This window comes from Flavobacterium sp. P21, assembly GCF_050632225.1.
GTDB lineage: Bacteria > Bacteroidota > Bacteroidia > Flavobacteriales > Flavobacteriaceae > Flavobacterium.
In genome coordinates, this window is the sequence record NZ_CP192585.1 from 2,756,087 (window position 1) to 2,774,967 (window position 18,881).

Here is an 18,881-nt window from a genome sequence, read left to right on the forward strand (position 1 = left end):
TTAGAAATAAAATATTTAGAGTTAATGCATCTCTTTTAAAAGCATGAAATTTGAGAAACAAACAAATCGTTATTAACTAAAAATCAATTATTATGTTACGTTGGACAGTCATATTTATTGTTCTTGCAATCATTGCGGGAATATTTGGTTTTGGTGGCATCGCCGCTGGAGCCGCTAGTATAGCAAAAATTTTATTTTTCATATTCTTGGTATTATTTATCATATCGCTAATTAGCGGAAGAAGAAGTGTTTAGTGCTGATAAACTCAGTAAATTAAAACAAATTAAAACGGCACATCTATTTCGATAAATGTGTCGTTTGCCTTTTAAAACAAAAAAATATCATGGGAACAAAAAGCGGTGCTTATCAAGACGTTTACATTAAAAGAGACGACGAAATGGTGAGCTTGAAAAATGATGTAACAGATTTTTGTGAAAAATACATCAAACCTGTGCATCCAAAAAATTGGGATTGGGGTATTCGAGATTTTGAAAATCCTGAAAACGATCCAACCATAGATGAAGCGAGAGCTGTTGCGAATGTAGTTTATAAAGATTTAATAGATGGCAAACAAACGGAAGTAGATCTCTCGACAATGGATAATGTTGAAGCAATTAAAGCGTATTTAAATCCAAACAGCAAGTATGAAAGGTTTAATATGGAAGAATTTGCTTTTGCTTTAAAAGTCGAATTGGAGCACGGACGCGTCAGAGATGTGAATGTGACAAATAATCATCCTTTTTTGACGGCCATGATTGCACTTGCACACATGACCGAAAGTCTGACCTATTACAAACGTTTGAAAGTAATGGAAGCCGAAGGAGAAATTTTTGAAATCTTGCGCAAAATCGAAAATTCGAAAACAGGAAATGAAGAATGGTATAAAGAATTAGGCAAAGCCGAAATTGAATTGAGAGAAGCCAGAAATGAATTAGCCGAACGTCTGCAGAAAATGGATGACATTCCGACACTTGAAAAAATTGGTGATTAAAACTTTTACTTACACGTTGATTTGGGAAATTCCCATCGTTTTGATCACAAAAAAACCGTTAAAGCAATTTAACGGTTTTTGAATTTTTTCTCCTTTCTAATTTAAAATTTGCGAGGATCATTATCGGGATAACTGTCTTCATTATCTTCTTCTTGTACGTCATCTTCGACATAGTTATTTTCATCATCTTCAATTTCGTCATCGTCATCGTCATCGTCATCATCGTCATCGTCGTCATCGTCATCATCGTCATCGTCATCGTCATCATCGTCATCAAGATCCTCTAAGTCATCTTCGTCTTCATTAAAATCGTTTTCAAAAGTATCTGCGGGATTGTCAAATTCGTCATTTTCTACTTCCTCGTCAAGATCTTCGTCCACATAATCTTCGTCATTTTCCAGTTCGACTTCATAGATATCATCATTATTGTCTTCTAAATCTCGGTCATTATGAAAATCATCATTTAGATCGTCTAAATCATCGTCATCATAATTCATAACATCCTCATTAGGATTTGGTTTGTCAGGATTATGGCCGTTTCTTACGGTATAGCCACGATCTGCAGTTTCTTCGATACTGTTGTCAGTGTTTTTTTGATCTTCAAAATCATATAGTTCTTCATTCATCACCGTATTTCTATCGGCCATGTTTGGGTTTCTGTTAAAAATGCTGTTGTTTTTATTTATAGTATTCATGATATGTGATTTTATAATTTCTATAAAACAAATCTAGTTCTAAATGCAAGAGTATTCTTTATACAATTGTTTAATGCAATTGTATAATTAACAGATGTTTAGAATGAAAGTTAATCATCGAATCCTATAACCTTGCTGAGTTTTCTCATGCTAATTTTATCATCTATTAATCATTAAAAAAAATTATCATGAAAAGTACAGATCATAAAAATGAGACTCCAGCCAAACAGGAATCAAAAAGGGGAGTTATCAAACCAAAATCAAATGCGGCGACTGGGTTGACCGAATTATTTGAAGAAAGCTTAAAGGATTTATATTGGGCCGAAAAAGCTTTGACAAAAGCGCTTCCAACAATGGCAAGAAACGCAACTTCTGAAGAATTAATTTCGGCGATTAATAATCATTTGGTTGAAACCGAAGAGCATGTTACTCGTTTAGAAAAAGTTTTTGAACTGATTGGCAAAAAACCAACGGCAAAAAAATGTGATGCTATGGAAGGTTTAATTGAAGAAGGAAAAGGAATTTTGGAAGAAACTGAAATTGGCGTAGTTAGAGATGCCGGAATTATTGCCGCCAGTCAAAAAATCGAACATTATGAAATTGCAACTTACGGAACTTTAAGACAGTTTGCCGAAACGCTGGGTTGGGAAGAAGCCGCTTCATTATTGGAACAAACACTTGATGAAGAAAAAGGAGCCGATAAACTATTGACCGAAGTTGCTGTAAATGCAGTAAATCTTGAAGTCGCGGAAGCCGAATAAGATTAAAATTCAAGTTGAAAAGTGCAGTTGAAAAACTGCACTTTTTTTAATAAATCTAAAAAGAAGATTATGCCCGAAGGTCCATCGATATTGATATTAAAAGAAGAAGTACAGCAGTTTTCTGGCCAAAAAGTAATTGAAGTTTCAGGAAACAGCAGTGCAGATATTCAGCGATTAAAAGGAAAAAAATTTTGTCATTCAAAACTTGGGGAAAACATTTTTTGATTTGTTTTGAAGATTTTACCGTCAAAATCCACATGCTGATGTTTGGCACGTACCGAGTGAATGAGCAAAAAGAGACAAAACCAAGGATGCATCTGCAATTTGCTAACGGAGAAATTAATTTTTATACCTGCTCAATCAAGATTTTAGAAGGAGCCGTTGATCAATATTATGATTGGACTGTTGATGTGCTGAATGAAAATTGGAATCCGAAAAAGGCAAAAGAAAGCCTGGACAAAATTCCAAATACATTGATTTGCGATGCAATTTTAGATCAGAATATATTTTCGGGAGTAGGAAATATTATAAAAAATGAGGTATTGTACCGATGTTTTGTTCATCCAGAATCTTTGGTTGGAAAAATTCCAGAAGATAAAATTGTCGAAATCATTTCTGAATGTTCTGTTTATAGTTTTGAGTTTTTGTATTGGAAAAAGAAATTTGAATTGAAAAAACATTGGCTCGCTTATACGAAAAGCTTATGTCTGCGATGTAATTTGCCTTTCGTCAGAAAGCAAACAGGAAAATGGAAACGCAGAAGTTTTTTCTGTACTAATTGTCAACAACTGCATATATGAAAAATGATATTTTAATAGGATGCTCAAGCTACAATAATCGTTTTTGGAAAGGTGTTTTTTATCCTGAAAATCTGCCTTCTTCAAAATGGTTTGATTTTTATTGCCAGTATTTCAGTACTTATGAATTTAACGGAAGTTTTTATAAATTTCCGACAATAAGAATATTTACAAATTGGTACAACAAAACACCCGAAAACTTTTTGTTTTCTGTAAAAGCTCCCAAAGAAATCACGCATATCAGAAAGTTTGAGCAATGCGAGGAATTATTAAACGACTTTTACAATTGTTGTCAGGAAGGATTTAAGGAAAAATTAGCTTGTATTTTGTTTCAATTTCCGCCAAGTTATTCTTTTACCGCTGAACGATTACAGCATATCATTCAAAATTTAAATCTGAATTTCCAAAACGTTATTGAATTTCGACACAAAAGCTGGTGGAATCAGGAAGTTTGGGATGCTTTTTTAGAAAACGGCATTACATTTTGCAGTGTCAGCCATCCCAATTTGCCACAAACAATTTTTACTGATTTTCCAGTTATTTATATTCGCTTGCATGGAGTTCCAAAAATATTTTATTCCAGTTATTCTTTTGAGGAATTGTTTCAAATGAAGAAAGAAATCTTTCTAAAATCAGGATTTGTGTATTTTAATAATACCGCCAGTGATGCAGGAATTTTAGATGCTTTAGAGATGAAACGTATTATGATTTAACCGCAAAGTCCGCAAAGGTTTACGCTAGGCACGCAAAGAAAAATATATTTTGCGAACTTTGCGTAAACCTTTGCGGACTTTGCGGTTAAACTTAATTTACTGCACTTGCAAATTCCCTTCAATTCCGTCATCCATTGTTTTTCCGGTAATTAAGGCGGCAGTCATTTTTGCGATTGCAACCATTTTACCGTGTTTATTGTTCCAGTAGTAACCATCTTCAGGAACGACTTTTATGACGCTTAAATTAGGATCATCAATCCCTCCAGGCATCCAAACTTTTACAATAGGATCGTATAAATCTTTAATCGTTTCTCTGTCATATCTTATTGTTGCAGATCCATGAAGGGTTAAGAATTTATCACTTGGTTCAGAAAAAAACAATTCAACTGTCGGGTTTAATGTAATTTCGGCATTTTGACTGCTATTTCTGTCTGATAAAAACCATAAATTCCCTAGATCATCAATTTTCTGAACAGACATTGGTCTTGATTGTAAACGATCGTTATTGTACGTGCAGAACATGCATATTTTTATGTTCTCTGCTAATTCTTGTATTTTATTTACCGCTAGTTCCTCGGTAAGATTTTTATGATCTCCCATGATTTCTGTGTTTAATATTGTAAATAATTGATTTTAAGCAAAGTTGAGGTTTTTGGATTCAAAAAAATTATAGAATTGTATTTTAAAATTATTAGATTTCAATTTGGGGTTTTGTCAGAATTGTTTATCAAAATATTGTATGTAAATTAATTTATATTATCTTTACAAAAACAGTTTTAGCCCTTTCTACATGGATGAATTACTAATATTCTACACTGATGATGATGAGGACGATTTGAGTCTTTTTGCAGATGCAGTCGAATCATTATCACAAGATATAATTCTGCAGACCTATTCTGGCGGAGAAAAACTGCTTAATGCGATTGCGCAATCACCACCAAAACCAAATGTTATTTTTTTAGATTTGAATATGCCTGGCAAAAACGGGTTTGATGTTTTAAACGAACTCAAAGGATCTGAAGAAAACAGCGATATTCCGGTTATCATTTTCTCGACTTCAAATGAGCCAAGTATTATTGAAAAATGCCTCAATTTAGGAGCCAATTATTTTATTACAAAACCGGTTTTGATGAAAGACATCATAAAATCTATTGAACATTCTTTGACCATAAATTGGAAAGAATTTGTTCCCGATAGAAAAACTTTTGTTTACAGATTATAATTTCAGCATTAATAAAAAATAAAAACACCAGATTCATTTTGTAAAAAACGAATCTGGTGTTTTTATTTATAATTCTGGTAAATAGATTTTGAAAGTAGCTCCTTTGCCTTTTTCACTGTGTGCTTTGATAATTCCTTTATGATTTTCGACGATTTTTTTTACGATAGCGAGTCCAATTCCGGTTCCTAAAAATTCGCTTTCTGTATTTAATCTTTGAAAAACTTCAAAAATACGTTCTTTGTATTCGTCGTCAAAACCAATTCCGTTATCCGAAATTCGTAAGCAGAAATAGATTTTATCAGGATAATCAACCTTGAAATCCAGTTTATTGCCCAGAACTCTTCGTGCTTTGATTTGAACATGAGGTGGAACATCTTTGCGGGAAAACTTCAGCGCATTTCCAATTAAATTATGCAATAATTGCCTAAATTGAAAAGGCATTACAGTTCCTTCGCCCAGCGGATGAAGATCAATAACGGCATTTTTTTCTTCAATTCGATCAGAAAAATCCATTATCACTTCTTCAGCTATTTCATCCAAATTTGTTTTGATAAAAGTTCTGTCAGCCGAATTGGTTCTAGAATAGGTGAGTAGATCTTGTATCAACGCTTGCATTCTTTTGGCCGAAAATTCAATACGTTCCAAATATCCTTTGGCCTTCACCGAAATATTCTGTTCGTCCAAATCAGTCAATCGGCTGGCAAAAGTCTGAATTTTTCGAAGTGGTTCCTGCAAATCATGACTCGAAATATAAGCAAAAGACTGAAGCTCAATATTCATGTTGATCAAATCTTTGTTTTTGCTTTCTAGCTCTTCTGTACGTTCCAAAACCTGTTTTTCAAGCAAATCCGTCGAATCTTTTTGTTCCTGAATGTCCGTGCTTGTCCCAACCCACATTTGAATTTTTCCATCGGCATCTGTTTGTGGAATTGCGTGGCTTGCGTACCATCGGTATTGTCCATCATGGCGTAAAAAGCGATGTTCAAACAAAAACTCTTTTCCCGTTTTTATGGATTCCATCCAACGGTTGATGTTTTCTTCGCGGTCATCAGGATGAATAATTTGCAACCAACCATTTTGATTGATATTGATTTTTGTAAGTCCAGAATAATTGTAGAGCGCCTGATTAAAATAATTCAGATTTCCCATAGAATCGCTTGTCCAAACAAATTGCTGAATTGAATCGGCAAGAAGTCTGAATTTTTCTTCACTTTTCATTAAAACTTCTTGTCTGTTTTTCTCATCGGTTATATCCATTACAATTCCCAGCATTTTTACAGGATTTTTTAGTTCATCAAAAAACATTTTTCCGTGAACTTTAATCCATGCAATTGAATTATCGGGCTTAATAATTCGGGCTTCATATTTATAAATATTGGTTTTTATTGCTTTAGCAAATGCCTTCTCGATAACCGGAATGTCATCTGGATAGATTTGTTCCAAAATGTGAGCACGGCTAATTTTCTGATTTTTGTCAAGGCCAAAAAGCGTTGGCAAATTATCTGAATATATTAATTCTTGCGTCGAGACATTCAAATCCCACGTTACAATTTCGGCAATTTGCGAAGCTAACCGAACTCGTTCTTCTGCCTCTTCCACTTTTTTCGCGCTTCCACTTTCTCAGTAACATTATTCACCGTAACCATTACTGCCGAAATTTCGCCATCAGATTCATAAAGTGGCGTGTATTGATAATCCAGATAAAATTTCTCCAATTTTCCTTTAATGTCAATGTAGGCCATAGATTCATTTTCGCGAATGATTTTTCCATTAACAAGAACTTCACGAAGCAATTGCGGATATTTTTGGTCTAATAATTCGGGGAAAACCTCTAATATTGGTTTGCCAATCGTTTCACTTTCCGTTTTCTGCCAAATATCATTTAGCATTGTTGTATTCGCCAATTCAATAATATGGTCTTTTCCTTTTAAAAATGTCATTGCGATTGGCGACTGCATAACGAGATTTCTAAAAGCTTTTTCTTGTTCTGCTAATAGATATTTAGATCGTACAGATTCAGTTACTTCATAACCAACTACAATAACGTCAGAAACTTCATTGTTTTCTTCTCTCAAAGGATGAAAAACAATATTAAAATAACATTCTTCGGTTTTATCGTACCGATTTAAGTTTACAAGCAATTCGTCTGTAAAAAAGGAATTCCTTCTTCATAAACTTTAGAAAGCAATGGATAAACAGCTTCTTTCGTTTCGGGGACCGTGTCAAAAACGGGTTTGTTGAGTGTTTCTTCTTCGGTTTTATCTACAATTTTGTAATAGGTATCATTTGCTAATTCGACAATATGATCAGGTCCTTTTAAGATTGCAATGCCCAATGGTACTTGCTGTACGATGTTTTTAAATCGTTTTTCGCTTTCTTCAATTGCATTTCGCGCTATAACCTGAAGCGTCACATCGTTTGCAGTGGCTACAATTCCAGAAATTGTTCCGTCGGGTTCTTTTAAAGCTTCATACACAACATTAATAAAAGTATCTACAATTTTGCCGTTTCGGGTTAATTTTACTGGAAGTTCATTTGCTGTAAAGCGTTTTCCCGTTAGATATACATTCATTAAAAGATCTTCTTGGCCAACTCCGGATGCCTCAGGAATGGCTTCAAAAACGGGTTTGTTGAGCACTTCATCTTCTGTACGTTCCCAGATTTCCAGCATTAACCGATTTGCAATTTCGACAACAAAATCTTTTCCTCTAAAAATGCACATTGCAGTTGGCGCCTGCAATATATTATTTCTATAGCGTTCATTGCTTTCTTCTAATTTTTTCGAATGTTTACTTTCTCTGTCGTTTCGGTACATACAACTAGAACGCCAGAAATTTTTCCATCATCATTTACAACTGGACTATAGCTAAATGTCCAGTAAACATCTTCCAATCGTCCGTTTCTATAAATCGGAACCAATTGATCTTCATGCCAGGTTGGTTCTCCATTAGTCAAAACCTGATCAATCAGTGGGCCAATGAAATCCCAAATTTCCGGCCAGTATTCGGCACCTTTTTGGCCAAGTATGTCGGGATGTTTCCCTTCGTTTCCTAAACTGGGACGATAGGCGTCATTATAAAAGCAAATATGATCTGGTCCCCAAAACAAAAACATGGGAAATTTTGAATGTAAAAGGATTCCCAAAGTGGCGCGAAGGCTTTGTGACCAAGTTTCAACAGCACCCACCGAGGTTTTGCTCCAATCTTTGGCGCGGGTTAGGGCTCCCATTTCACCTCCATTTGAAAGAAAATCGTAATTCGTATTGTTCATTTAAAATTCGTTTTTGCTGAGTTGAAAAATAAATTTTATGTACTAAATATAGTGGTTTTTAATGTTTTTTATGATTGAAAATTAAAATTAAGAAAAATTTTCAGGACTAGAATTGGTCTTTTTTGAATGAGCTAATTTTAAAATTAATAGAGTTAATTTTATTTGAATGGTATGATGAAATTTGATAAAACTTAGATTGCAAACCATGTAATTCAAATTTTAAATCATGAAAAAAGAACAAAAACACGAAACCGACTATATTCAGAAATATCAAGACGAAGGTTATACGGCAAATTTTTTATTTGACGAAAGTGGCTTAATAGATTCTGATACAAAATATGCTTATCAGCCAGACGAAATTTATATTGTAGCGCATCACCGGTATGAAGGGATGAGCAATCCAGATGATATGTCAATTTTGTACATAATCGAAACAAAAGATCACGTCAAAGGAACACATTTATTAGGATATGGCCCAACAGCCGATTTAGATGAAGCAGAGTTTTTCAAAGATATTCCGAAGAAAAATTATTCGAAAAATGCCGATATCAGTGAACTTACATAAGATAAAATAAATAGGTATTTTTATTTTGCTGAGGAGCAGTCGTTTCAGAGAATTCTGAGGCGGCTGTTTTTTTTGAGTAACAAAGGTGCAAAGGGACAAAGTAACAAAGTTGCTTTGCAAACCTTTGAACCTTTGTCTCTTTGCCACTTTGTCCCTTGTAAATAAAAATTATGAAATATCTGACTGAAATTCTGTAAGGTTTTGATTTGCAATATGTACGAAATTTGGATTATAGAAAATGAGGAAATTACCAAACTCATTTTATTTGACAAATCAAGTATTGACTGCTTAATAAAAAATCAAACCAAAATGAAAAAACTATACTTAAACAATGGCGAATTTGATACTGTTTTTAATGATCTTAAAGATAGTTTTCATGGCACGTTGAGTGCAAAAGACAATGACTATAATCTTGACATAAAATCAAAATGGACGAAAGGATCTATTAAAGGAACTCGTTTTGATGATAAGATTTTGTTTATGCATTTTGATTTGGTTTTTCATCAGGATGTAAGTTTGAGCATTGAGGCATTTCAATCGGCGCCTGTGTTTTTTGTTTATTGCGAAAACGGAAATGTTTGCCATAGTTTTGGGGCAAATGGCGAAAAAAGATTTTGCACAAAAATCAATCGGCGGTTTTAAGCAATTCATCGGTCATTAATAGTGTTTTGTATTTTGAAAGCCACAAGCGCATTCAATTCACTTTATTGGGAATGCCAACAATTGAAAGCAAAAACGAGCCTTTAGTTTCGCAGGTTAAACAGCATTTTACAAATGATTCAGGAAACTACATTTATATTGGAAAAGAAAATTCGAGGATTTCAAAAAAGATTCATCAATTCAAAACAATGCCAGAAAAAGGTATCGTAGGAACGATTCTGAAAAAAGTATTTTGAATCATATTGTAGAGATGGAAATTGAGCAACATGCATACAATTATTTAAAAACATTTGAACCTTTAATTGATATTGCGAGCAAAACAATTGAGTGAAATTAGAAGAATTTCATCTATGAGTTTTTCTGAAGCAGTTACCGCTCTTAAACTTTTTAGAGTAAAACACCATTGGTCATTTAAATTATACAACCAGAAATTAGCTAGCTAGCCAAGCATTATATATTATTAGAAGAGATTCTAAGTACTAAGATTCTGAGATACTAAGTTTTTAAACTAAGTTGTCTCAGAATTTTTTTTTTTGAAGTTTTAAAAAAATACTTAGCAACTTAGAATCTGAAAAATCTCATTCTTTTTCATAATAAATAATAAAATATATCATCAGTAAATTTAGGCATAGAGAAACGCTATTGGTAATGATGATGGGAAGGTCCTTTTTAAAATGCCATAGATAATCCAGACAACAATTCCGAAGGTCAGGATACCAAAAGTTTTAAGCGAAATGTCTTTTACCTTTTTTGTTTTCCAAACCTTTAAAATCTGTGGAATTGTAGAGAATGTTATACATGCCCCAGCAAATAATCCTATGATGTCTATGTAGTTCATATTTTTATTTTTAAAGGTTCTGAGCTACTAAGATGCTAAGATGCTAAAGTATTGGTCGGTTCTGCAATTAGGTTTATTAAGTAGATTACAAAAAAACTTAGAACCTTAGCATCTTAGAACCTTAGAACCTTTTTTTAACCAACCATTTCCCCGCCATTAATGTGAATAAATTGCCCAGTAATATAGCTACTGTCCTCACATGCGAGAAAAACATAAGCAGGAGCAACTTCGGATGGCTGGCCGGCTCTTCCCATCGGATTATCTTTTCCAAAATCTGAAATTTTATCAAAACTGGCAACGATTAACGGAGTCCAAATGGGGCCTGGCGCGACACCATTTACTCTAATTTTTCTTTTAGCCAGCATTGTCGATAATGATTTTGTGAAACTCACAATAGCTCCTTTCGTACTTGCATAATCGGCTAAATGTTCACTGCCACGATATGCTGTGACAGAACTTGTGTTTACAATCGTATCATTTTCGTTTAAAAAAGGCAAAACCGCTTTTGTAATATAGAAATAGGGATAAATGTTGGTTTCAAACGTTTTTTTAAGTTGCGTTGCAGTTATTTTTTCCAATTCGCTTTGCGGAAATTGAACAGCGACATTATTGACTAACACATTGATTTTTTTAAATGTGTCGACACATTTTTTACGGCACTTTTGCAGAATTTTTCCTCCTTCAAATCACCGCTTATCAGCAAACATTTTTGCCCTTCTTTCTCAATCAATTCCTTAGTTTTCAAAGCATCTTTATCTTCTTTTAAATAAACAATTGCAATGTTGGCACCTTCTCGGGCAAAATGAACCGCCACACTTCGTCCAATACCGCTGTCTCCGCCAGTTATAAAAGCAACTTTTTTGAAAAGCTTCCCGCTTCCGGCATAATTTTCCCTAATAATTTCGGGTTCTGGATGCATTAAATATTCATTTCCGGGAAGTTCCTGTTTTTGTTCAGGAAATGTCTTTTTCTTTTCCATAATAATTTAATTTAAAGCAATTTATCGACTTTTTAGGAGCTTTTTTGACTGAAATAATTCTAAGATTGCCTCAAAAAAATGTTTTTTTATGTTAAAACATGGGAATTATGTAACGATTTTGATTTTCAATGAAAGTCATTTTTAACTTTTCTTTATAAATTTGAAAGTTGCGCTAAAGCTGTTTTCAAAGTAGGATCAGATGCTTTGAATAGCTTTTCAAGAACATTTTAAACCAAAATAACATTTAATTCATAACTTTTTATTCCCCCACAAAGAATGGTATTAATTGTAGACGATATAAAGGCAAATATTATTGCCTTAAAGAAAACTTTGAGCCGCATAATATTGATGTCGATTCTGCCGAATCTGGGGAAGAAGCACTGAGGAAAATTTTAAAAACAAATTACTGCCTCATTATTATGGATGTCCAGATGCCAGGTCTTGATGGCTTCGAAGTTGTGAAAATCCTTTCGGGAAATAAACGGACAAAAGATATTCCGGTCATATTTCTTTCGGCTTTAAATATCGAAAAAAATACATTTTTAAAGGCTACGAAACTGGCGCTGTTGAATATATCACAAAGCCTGTTGATACTGATTTGCTGATGCTTAAAGTAAAAACTTTCATCAAAATTTACGAACAGCAAAACGAACTAAAAGGCATCAAGGATCTTCTTTCAAAAGAAATAAAAATCAGAAAAGAAGCGCAGGACAATCTCGAAATCAAAATTGCCGAAAGAACTAAGGAATTGGTTTTGAAAAATGAAGAATTGGAGCTGAAAAATCATGAATTACAGCAATTTGCATGGGTAGTTTCACATGATTTGAATGAGCCAATTCGTAAAATTCAGATTTTTATCAAAATCATAAAAGATCTTTATTTAACCACTGACGCAAAAGCAATTGATTATGTAGATCGAACGATAAAATCGGCTGAGAGAATGCAGACTTTAATCACGGATCTTTTGGCATATTCTCGATTGTCGGCACAAGTTAAGCCCGAGACGACCGACTTAAATGTTGTTTTGCAGGAAGTGCTCTCTGATTTTGATTATTTGATTGATCGAAAAAATGCAACAGTAAAAACTTCTGAACTTCCTACAATTGATAGCATTCCGAGTCAATTGCGTCAGGTTTTTCAAAATCTTATTGGGAATGCCATTAAATTTTCGGGTGCAAATGAGCCACCGTTAATTGAAATCACTTCAGAATTAATAGTTGAAAAGTCCTTTGATAGCCCAACTTCTCCCGATGGTAAATTCTGCCGAATCACAGTAAAAGACAACGGAATTGGGTTTGACGAAATTTATCTGGACAGGATATTCATTATTTTTCAAAGCCTCAATGACCGCCAAACTTATGAAGGAACCGGAATTGGGCTGGCAATCGCCAAAAAAATCATCGAGAAACATAACGGATTAATCACTGCTAAAAGCAAGGTAGGAGAGGGCGCAAGCTTTATTATTGTACTTCCTTTAAAATACGAGTAAAATATAAATTAGATCTATGAAGAATAACTTTAAAAGAAATTTGCTAATCAGTTCTTTAGTGTCATTATTGGTGCTTACAATAAGTTCTGTTGCTTCGTTTATCAGCATTAAAAGTTTGCTGAATAGTAATTTTTGGGTCAACCATACACAGGAAGTAATTTACAATTTAAACGAAGGATCTTCGGTAATTATTGAAGCGCAAACTAGCATGCGCGGTTACCTAATTACTGGCGATGAGCAATTTGTTGAGCGATACAGAGATTCTGAATCAAAATCTAACGGTTATTTTGAAAAAGTAGAAGAACTAACTGTCGATAATCCTTCACAGCAAAAGCAATTGGCCGAATTAAAAGTGCTTCGCGAAAATTTCTTTAAATATTTAAATAATCAGATTGTTAAGAAGCGTTTGAATAAGGAAACATTGGTTTTTGATTTGAATGAAGGCCGAAATATGATGACTGAAATCCGTACTGTGATTAAAAAAACAGAAAGCACAGAACAAGGACTTTTAGCAGAACGAAATGCCAATTCTGAACGTTACGGGACTTATAGCTTGATTTTGATTGTAGTAGCATTTTTCATTGCTTTTTTAATTTCGATAGTTTTCTTGACCCGAATTTTGAAAGATTACAATGAACGTACAGCGTTACAAAATGAACTGGAGAAAAAAGATATCGAAACTGCTCAAAGAATCGAGGCCATTAGCACAATTGCAAATAATATTTCAAACGGAAATTACGATATTCGGGTAGATGACACAAAAGCGGATGCACTCGGAAGCGTAGGGGAGTCACTTAACACGATGGGAGTCAGCCTTAAGAATTCTTTTGATTTGTTGTCACAAAAAGAATGGCTTCAAACCGGTATTGCCGAATTGAATAATACTATGCTTGGCGATAAAGCATTAGAGAAATTATCTAAAGATATTATCGAATTTTTGTGCAATTATACCAACAGCAGTGCTGGAGTATTATATGTGAATGATGGAGACGAACTTTTGGCGACTGGAGGTTATAGTTATATTCCGAGCAAAAGCAGGGAACGAATAAAAAAAGGAGATGGTCTTATCGGACAAGCAATTTCATCTCGTACAATTTTGGAATTAAAGACTTTAACTTCAGATGATATACAAATCAATTATGCTTTAGGGCAAATCAAACCAACGCATATTGTCGCTTTGCCTTTGCTGGATAATAAAGTGGAAGGCGCCCTTGAATTGGCAAGTATTTATGGATTTTCAGAATTGCATTTGGAGTTTTTGAAATCAGTTGCAAGTAATATCGGAATTGCGATCAGATCGACTCAAAACAGAAGAAGAGTAATGGAATTGCTTGAGGAAACTAAAGCGCAGTCTGAAGAGCTTCAACAACAGCATACAGAGTTAGAAGCAATTAATGCAGAGTTAGAAGCGCAGACAGAAAAGCTTCAAGCTTCTGAAGAAGAATTGCGAGTGCAACAGGAAGAATTGGAACAAACCAATGAAGAATTGTCTGAAAGAAGCGTTTTATTGGAAGAAAAAACAACGAAATCCAGAAAAAATCGGAAGCTTTAGAGCTTACAACGCGTTATAAATCGGAGTTTTTAGCAAATATGTCGCATGAATTAAGAACGCCTTTAAATTCAATTCTCCTTTTAAGCCGATTGTTGTCGGAAAACAATAACAAAAGCATGAACAATGAAGAAGTTGAGTTTGCAAAAGTGATTCAAAGTTCAGGAAACAGTTTGTTGGGCTTGATTGATGAAATCTTGGATTTGTCGAAAATCGAAGCTGGAAAAATGGAATTGGAATTCTTGGATGTTTCCACTAAAGAAATTACAGATACGCTTTGGGACTTATTCAATTTGGTTGCTAAAGAAAAAGGAATCGAATTTGAGATTATTTCGAAAGAAGCCCCAATTGTTATCAAAACAGATAAAATGCGTTTGGAGCAAATTCTGAAAAATCTGATTTCGAATGCCATTAAATTTACAGAAAAAGGAAAAGTTAGCCTTGAAATAAAAATTGATACTGATGATGATAAAATCATTTGCTTCATTGTAAAAGATACAGGAATTGGGATTCCGCTGGAAAAACAACCACTTGTTTTTGAAGCTTTTCAACAGGCAGATGGATCTACAAAACGTAAATATGGTGGAACTGGTTTAGGATTGTCAATCAGTAGAGAATTGGCAAAACTATTGCGAGGAGAAATTATCCTTCATAGCAAAGTCAACGAAGGAAGTTCGTTTACATTATGTCTTCCAGTATTTGGCTCAGCTTATAACAAAGTGAATGTAGAGAAAATTCCTCCAACTGATTTTACTGAAATTGAGCCTGAACAAGAACCCGTTGCCACAAAAAAATATATAAGCCCGATAATTCCGGACGAAATTGAAGACGACCGAAATGCAGTAAAAGAAGGCGACAAAGTAATTTTGATTATTGAAGATGATGTCAATTTTGCCAAATCGCTATTGGCTTTTGCTAACAAAAAAGGATATAAAGCGGTAGTTGCAGTTCGCGGAGATCACGCTTTGAATTTTGCATTATTGTATAAACCGGTCGGAATTCTGTTGGATATTGAACTTCCGGTAAAAAGTGGCTGGGAAGTTTTGGAAGAGCTGAAAAACAATTTGGAAACAAAGCATATTCCAGTTCATATCATGTCTTCGCATAAATTAAAACAAGAAAGTTTGCTGAAAGGTGCGGTTGACTTTTTAGACAAACCAGTCGCTTTTGACAAGATTCCCGAAGTGTTTTTAAGAATAGAACACATCATCAATAAAGAAGCGCAAAAAGTGTTGATTATAGAAGACAATCCAAAACACGCAAAAGCATTGGCCTTCTTCCTAGAAACGTATAACATCAATTCGGAAATAAAAAGCGAAGTTTCTGATGGAATTCAAGCGCTGAATAAAAAGAAGTAGATTGTGTAATTCTCGACATGGGAATTCCGGACAAACAAGCGTATCAAATTTTGGATGGCGTAAAGAAAAATCCAGGTTTGGAAAAACTGCCTGTCATTGTGTTTACAGGAAAAAGCTTGTCGCTTAAAGAAGAAGTAAAAATTAAAAAGTATGCCGATTCGATTATTGTAAAAACGGCTCATTCGTATCAAAGAATGCTTGATGAGGTTTCGCTTTTCTTGCATTTGGTAGAAGAGAAAAAAGTAGGAAAAAACAAGAACGAAAGCCATAAAAAACTAAATTTACTGAACAACATTCTGCATGAGAAAAAAGTTCTGATTGTCGATGATGATGTGCGCAATATTTATTCACTTACAAAAGCTTTAGAAGTCTTTAAAATGAATATTATTACAGCTTTTGATGGAAATGAAGCCATCAAAATTTTGAATGAAAATCCAGATACTGATGTTGTTTTGTTGGATATGATGATGCCAAATATGGACGGATACGAAACAGCCGAAAAGATAAGAGCAAATCCGAAATTCCTGAATTTACCTCTGATTGCCGTGACGGCAAAAGCAATGACAGGAGATCGTGAAAAATGCATCAAGGCAGGCGCTTCAGATTATATTACAAAACCTGTAGATGTTGATCAGCTGTTGTCGCTATTGCGTGTTTGGCTTTATGATAAAGTTTAATAATAAAAAAGTTTATGCCACAGATTACACAGATTAGAAGGATTTTTTAAAAATTAAATCATTTTGAATCCTTTAAATCTGTGGCAAAAAAATATAAGAGTTTATGAGTAAAAAACGACTTTTAATTGTAGATGACGATTCTCGAAATATTTTCGCATTAACGCATACATTGCGTGTCAAATCCTACGATTGTTTGTCTTGTACAAGTGCCGAAGAAGCTATAAAGCTATTAAAATCGGATGAAAAGATCGACGCCGTTTTATTGGATATGATGATGCCGGAAATGGACGGTTATGATGCGATTCCGTTAATAAAATCGATTCCATCAAGGGAATCTATTTTTGTTATTGCGGTTACGGCTCAGGCAATGACAGGGGATAAAGAAAAATGTTTAGAGGCTGGGGCAGATGATTATATTTCAAAACCAGTTGATGTTGATAAGTTGTCGCTTGTTTTGAGCAAAATTTGAATAAATTATGATTGAGGATATTGAGCTAGAAACACTTATCAATGAGGTTTATGAATATTATGGATTTGATTTTGGAAGTTATTCGCGAGCGTCGCTAAAAAGGCGAGTAAACCGAATTTTTCAGTTAGATGGCTTTACAAATTTTACTGAATTTCTTTCAAAAGTTCGTTCAGATTCTGAATATTATAAAAGAATGGTTGATGAAATTACGGTGAATGTCACCGAAATGTTTCGTGATCCAGCATTTTATATGGTGCTCAGAAAAGAAATTCTGCCATTATTAGGCACAAAACCTTTTATCCGTTTATGGCACGCTGGCTGTTCTACAGGCGAAGAAGTTTATTCTATGGCGATCATGTTAAAAGAAGCTGGACTGTCGCATAAATCCTTAATTTATGCGACAGATATTAATGCAACAGTTTTGGAAACGGCCAAAAAAGGAATTTTTCCATTAAGAATGATGAAAGAATACTCCCAAAACTATCGCGATGCAGGCGGTCAGGAGGATTTTTCAAGTTATTATACGGCAAATTACGGAATTGCAAAGTTTAATGAGGAGCTGGCGGAAAAAATGGTTTTTTCACAGCATAATCTTGTTTCAGATACTTCCTTCAATGAATTTGACATGATTTTGTGCCGAAATGTTTTGATCTATTTTGATGCTGATTTGCAAAAACGCGTCATCAATCTATTTGATGAAAGTCTGGCCGTTCTCGGATTCTTGGCTTTAGGTACAAAAGAAACCATAAAATATTCTATAGCTCCAAACAAATACAAACAATTGGATAAAGATAAAATATGGAGGAAATTAAAATAATATCAGATTGTAAAGTAGTTATTATTGGAGGATCAGCAGGAAGTTTGAATGCTTTAATGAAGATTTTGCCTGAATTGATAAAACTCAATGATTTTGCACTTGTAATTGTTCTTCATAGAAAAAGTACTGATGATCAAACTTTAGAAGATCTAATAAGTCTGAAATCAAATATAAAAGTGAAAGCTGTTGAGGACAAAGTGCCATTGTTGCCTGGTTTTATCTATATCGCACCTTCTAATTACCATTTGCTATTTGAAAAAGAAGGAATTCTTGCTTTAGATACTTCCGAAAAAATAAATTATAGCCGCCCAAGTATAGATGTTTCTTTTGAATCGGCGGCAGAAATCTATGGATCTTCTTTAGTTGGAATTTTATTGTCAGGTTCAAATGCCGATGGAACAGAAGGCTTGAAAGCCATAAAAGTCGCGGGAGGAACTATTGCAGTTCAAAATCCGCTTTCTGCCGAAATGCCTTTCATGCCAAATAATGCTATTTTATATACAAATCCAGATTTTATTTTGCATAATCAAGAAATCCTTCATTTCATTGCGTCTATAAATACGAAATAGGCCAAAATCTCAGTTCGATTTTTTTGTTTTTTTGAATGAGTAACAACTGTTTAGAATTTTTGATTTTTTTCTGCAAGTTTTTTAAAATCTTGTAGTTGAGATGTGAAATTTAAAAGATATAAATTTAAAAATTTCCTTCGTTTTTCTATCCCGCTAGGGATTTAATATTGGTAGAAAAAAATATCCCCTTCTATTTTGTCCCGTAGGGATTAATGTTTAATACCATTTTTATTCGGATTTGTGCAAAATGTAGTCCCTACGGGACAAATGGCGATTCGGTAAAACTAATTTCTACCAATATTAAATCCCTAGCGGGATAAAAACAGCTTTAATGAGTTTTTATAAGTTTAATTTAATTGGTAATCCAGCTTGCAGGTATTATTTTCATATTTATAGACACTTACAAGGTTTTGGAAACCATGTATTCAAACCTTAATTTTTTTTTGAGTTATTTATAAACAG

25 protein-coding genes and 1 pseudogene are annotated in these 18,881 nt (G+C 34.0%); 18 read left to right on the forward strand and 8 right to left on the reverse strand.

Going from position 1 to position 18,881, the window contains the following annotated elements:
* Positions 1–92: 92 nt before the first annotated feature.
* Positions 93–254, forward strand: coding sequence for a DUF1328 family protein (locus ACQ9BO_RS13655; RefSeq protein ID WP_320567139.1), 162 nt, complete (start codon positions 93–95; stop codon positions 252–254).
* Positions 255–343: 89 nt separating this feature from the next.
* Complete coding sequence (locus tag ACQ9BO_RS13660; protein WP_431241161.1) at positions 344–991, forward strand: DUF5661 family protein; 648 nt, start codon at positions 344–346, stop codon at positions 989–991.
* 101 nt (positions 992–1,092) lie between these two features.
* On the opposite strand, the gene ACQ9BO_RS13665 is transcribed toward ACQ9BO_RS13660, so the two are convergent.
* Complete coding sequence (locus ACQ9BO_RS13665; protein WP_431241162.1) at positions 1,093–1,686, reverse strand: hypothetical protein; 594 nt, start codon at positions 1,684–1,686, stop codon at positions 1,093–1,095.
* A 188-nt stretch (positions 1,687–1,874) separates the two neighbouring features.
* Here ACQ9BO_RS13665 and ACQ9BO_RS13670 point away from each other — a divergent pair, with 188 nt between their 5' ends.
* The 4 genes from ACQ9BO_RS13670 (at position 1,875) to ACQ9BO_RS13685 (ending at position 3,957) form a co-directional block, all read left to right on the forward strand.
* Complete coding sequence (locus ACQ9BO_RS13670; RefSeq protein ID WP_431241163.1) at positions 1,875–2,447, forward strand: ferritin-like domain-containing protein; 573 nt, start codon at positions 1,875–1,877, stop codon at positions 2,445–2,447.
* A gap of 69 nt (positions 2,448–2,516) precedes the next feature.
* Positions 2,517–2,672, forward strand: a complete 156-nt coding sequence (locus ACQ9BO_RS13675; RefSeq protein ID WP_431241164.1) for a hypothetical protein — start codon at positions 2,517–2,519, stop codon at positions 2,670–2,672.
* 38 nt (positions 2,673–2,710) lie between these two features.
* Positions 2,711–3,247 (forward strand): endonuclease, encoded by a 537-nt coding sequence (locus ACQ9BO_RS13680; protein ID WP_431241165.1) that lies wholly within the window; start codon positions 2,711–2,713, stop codon positions 3,245–3,247.
* The gene (locus tag ACQ9BO_RS13685; RefSeq protein WP_431241166.1) at positions 3,244–3,957 is read left to right on the forward strand and encodes a DUF72 domain-containing protein; all 714 of its coding nucleotides are present in this window, start codon (positions 3,244–3,246) and stop codon (positions 3,955–3,957) included. The genes ACQ9BO_RS13680 and ACQ9BO_RS13685 overlap by 4 nt, the downstream gene beginning before the upstream one ends.
* A gap of 96 nt (positions 3,958–4,053) precedes the next feature.
* Here ACQ9BO_RS13685 and ACQ9BO_RS13690 read toward each other — a convergent pair whose 3' ends face one another.
* Positions 4,054–4,557 carry a pyridoxamine 5'-phosphate oxidase family protein gene (locus tag ACQ9BO_RS13690; protein ID WP_431241167.1) on the reverse strand — a complete coding sequence of 168 codons (504 nt, stop codon included), beginning with the start codon at positions 4,555–4,557 and terminating at the stop codon, positions 4,054–4,056.
* Positions 4,558–4,747: 190 nt separating this feature from the next.
* Here ACQ9BO_RS13690 and ACQ9BO_RS13695 point away from each other — a divergent pair, with 190 nt between their 5' ends.
* Entirely contained in the window at positions 4,748–5,179 is a 432-nt protein-coding gene (locus ACQ9BO_RS13695) for a response regulator (RefSeq protein WP_431241168.1), read from the forward strand.
* Positions 5,180–5,245: 66 nt separating this feature from the next.
* Here ACQ9BO_RS13695 and ACQ9BO_RS13700 read toward each other — a convergent pair whose 3' ends face one another.
* Genes ACQ9BO_RS13700 through ACQ9BO_RS13715 form a run of 4 tightly spaced genes read right to left on the reverse strand, consistent with a single transcriptional unit; the run spans position 5,246 to position 8,449 of the window.
* Positions 5,246–6,778 (reverse strand): sensor histidine kinase, encoded by a 1,533-nt coding sequence (locus ACQ9BO_RS13700; RefSeq protein ID WP_431241169.1) that lies wholly within the window; start codon positions 6,776–6,778, stop codon positions 5,246–5,248.
* Positions 6,748–7,320 (reverse strand): PAS domain-containing protein, encoded by a 573-nt coding sequence (locus ACQ9BO_RS13705; RefSeq protein ID WP_431241170.1) that lies wholly within the window; start codon positions 7,318–7,320, stop codon positions 6,748–6,750. Before ACQ9BO_RS13705 ends, ACQ9BO_RS13700 begins: the two co-directional genes overlap by 31 nt.
* Positions 7,311–7,994, reverse strand: a complete 684-nt coding sequence (locus ACQ9BO_RS13710; protein ID WP_431241171.1) for a PAS domain-containing protein — start codon at positions 7,992–7,994, stop codon at positions 7,311–7,313. Before ACQ9BO_RS13710 ends, ACQ9BO_RS13705 begins: the two co-directional genes overlap by 10 nt.
* On the reverse strand, positions 7,952–8,449 hold the full coding sequence (locus ACQ9BO_RS13715; RefSeq protein WP_431241172.1) for a PAS domain-containing protein: 498 nt from the start codon (positions 8,447–8,449) through the stop codon (positions 7,952–7,954). Before ACQ9BO_RS13715 ends, ACQ9BO_RS13710 begins: the two co-directional genes overlap by 43 nt.
* A gap of 226 nt (positions 8,450–8,675) precedes the next feature.
* Between ACQ9BO_RS13715 and ACQ9BO_RS13720 the strand changes: the two genes are divergently transcribed.
* The 3 genes from ACQ9BO_RS13720 to ACQ9BO_RS13730 all read left to right on the forward strand — a co-directional run bounded on the left by ACQ9BO_RS13720 (position 8,676) and on the right by ACQ9BO_RS13730 (position 9,910).
* The gene (locus ACQ9BO_RS13720; protein ID WP_431241173.1) at positions 8,676–9,014 is read left to right on the forward strand and encodes a hypothetical protein; all 339 of its coding nucleotides are present in this window, start codon (positions 8,676–8,678) and stop codon (positions 9,012–9,014) included.
* A 309-nt stretch (positions 9,015–9,323) separates the two neighbouring features.
* The gene (locus tag ACQ9BO_RS13725) at positions 9,324–9,656 is read left to right on the forward strand and encodes a hypothetical protein (RefSeq protein WP_431241174.1); all 333 of its coding nucleotides are present in this window, start codon (positions 9,324–9,326) and stop codon (positions 9,654–9,656) included.
* On the forward strand, positions 9,629–9,910 hold the full coding sequence (locus ACQ9BO_RS13730; protein ID WP_431241175.1) for a hypothetical protein: 282 nt from the start codon (positions 9,629–9,631) through the stop codon (positions 9,908–9,910). The genes ACQ9BO_RS13725 and ACQ9BO_RS13730 overlap by 28 nt, the downstream gene beginning before the upstream one ends.
* Positions 9,911–10,296: 386 nt before the next feature.
* Here ACQ9BO_RS13730 and ACQ9BO_RS13735 read toward each other — a convergent pair whose 3' ends face one another.
* Both ACQ9BO_RS13735 and ACQ9BO_RS13740 read right to left on the reverse strand, forming a co-directional pair.
* Complete coding sequence (locus ACQ9BO_RS13735) at positions 10,297–10,512, reverse strand: SemiSWEET family sugar transporter (protein ID WP_431241176.1); 216 nt, start codon at positions 10,510–10,512, stop codon at positions 10,297–10,299.
* Positions 10,513–10,646: 134 nt separating this feature from the next.
* Positions 10,647–11,491: pseudogene (locus tag ACQ9BO_RS13740) on the reverse strand (SDR family oxidoreductase).
* 344 nt (positions 11,492–11,835) lie between these two features.
* On the opposite strand from ACQ9BO_RS13740, the gene ACQ9BO_RS13745 reads away from it, so the two are divergent.
* The 8 genes from ACQ9BO_RS13745 (at position 11,836) to ACQ9BO_RS13780 (ending at position 18,419) form a co-directional block, all read left to right on the forward strand.
* Complete coding sequence (locus ACQ9BO_RS13745; RefSeq protein ID WP_431245118.1) at positions 11,836–12,096, forward strand: response regulator; 261 nt, start codon at positions 11,836–11,838, stop codon at positions 12,094–12,096.
* On the forward strand, positions 12,096–12,980 hold the full coding sequence (locus ACQ9BO_RS13750; RefSeq protein ID WP_431241177.1) for a sensor histidine kinase: 885 nt from the start codon (positions 12,096–12,098) through the stop codon (positions 12,978–12,980). The genes ACQ9BO_RS13745 and ACQ9BO_RS13750 overlap by 1 nt, the downstream gene beginning before the upstream one ends.
* Before the next feature lie 16 nt (positions 12,981–12,996).
* Positions 12,997–14,532: a CHASE3 domain-containing protein gene (locus tag ACQ9BO_RS13755; RefSeq protein ID WP_431241178.1), complete on the forward strand. Its 1,536-nt coding sequence runs from the start codon at positions 12,997–12,999 to the stop codon at positions 14,530–14,532.
* A 38-nt stretch (positions 14,533–14,570) separates the two neighbouring features.
* A complete protein-coding gene (locus ACQ9BO_RS13760) occupies positions 14,571–15,887 on the forward strand; it encodes an ATP-binding response regulator (RefSeq protein WP_431241179.1) in 1,317 nt (438 codons plus the stop codon).
* Between the two features lie 17 nt (positions 15,888–15,904).
* Positions 15,905–16,564 carry a response regulator gene (locus tag ACQ9BO_RS13765; RefSeq protein ID WP_431241180.1) on the forward strand — a complete coding sequence of 220 codons (660 nt, stop codon included), beginning with the start codon at positions 15,905–15,907 and terminating at the stop codon, positions 16,562–16,564.
* Positions 16,565–16,667: 103 nt separating this feature from the next.
* Entirely contained in the window at positions 16,668–17,033 is a 366-nt protein-coding gene (locus ACQ9BO_RS13770; RefSeq protein WP_431241181.1) for a response regulator, read from the forward strand.
* Between the two features lie 7 nt (positions 17,034–17,040).
* Positions 17,041–17,850, forward strand: coding sequence for a CheR family methyltransferase (locus tag ACQ9BO_RS13775; protein ID WP_431241182.1), 810 nt, complete (start codon positions 17,041–17,043; stop codon positions 17,848–17,850).
* Complete coding sequence (locus ACQ9BO_RS13780; RefSeq protein WP_431241183.1) at positions 17,832–18,419, forward strand: chemotaxis protein CheB; 588 nt, start codon at positions 17,832–17,834, stop codon at positions 18,417–18,419. Before ACQ9BO_RS13775 ends, ACQ9BO_RS13780 begins: the two co-directional genes overlap by 19 nt.
* Positions 18,420–18,881: the final 462 nt, after the last annotated feature.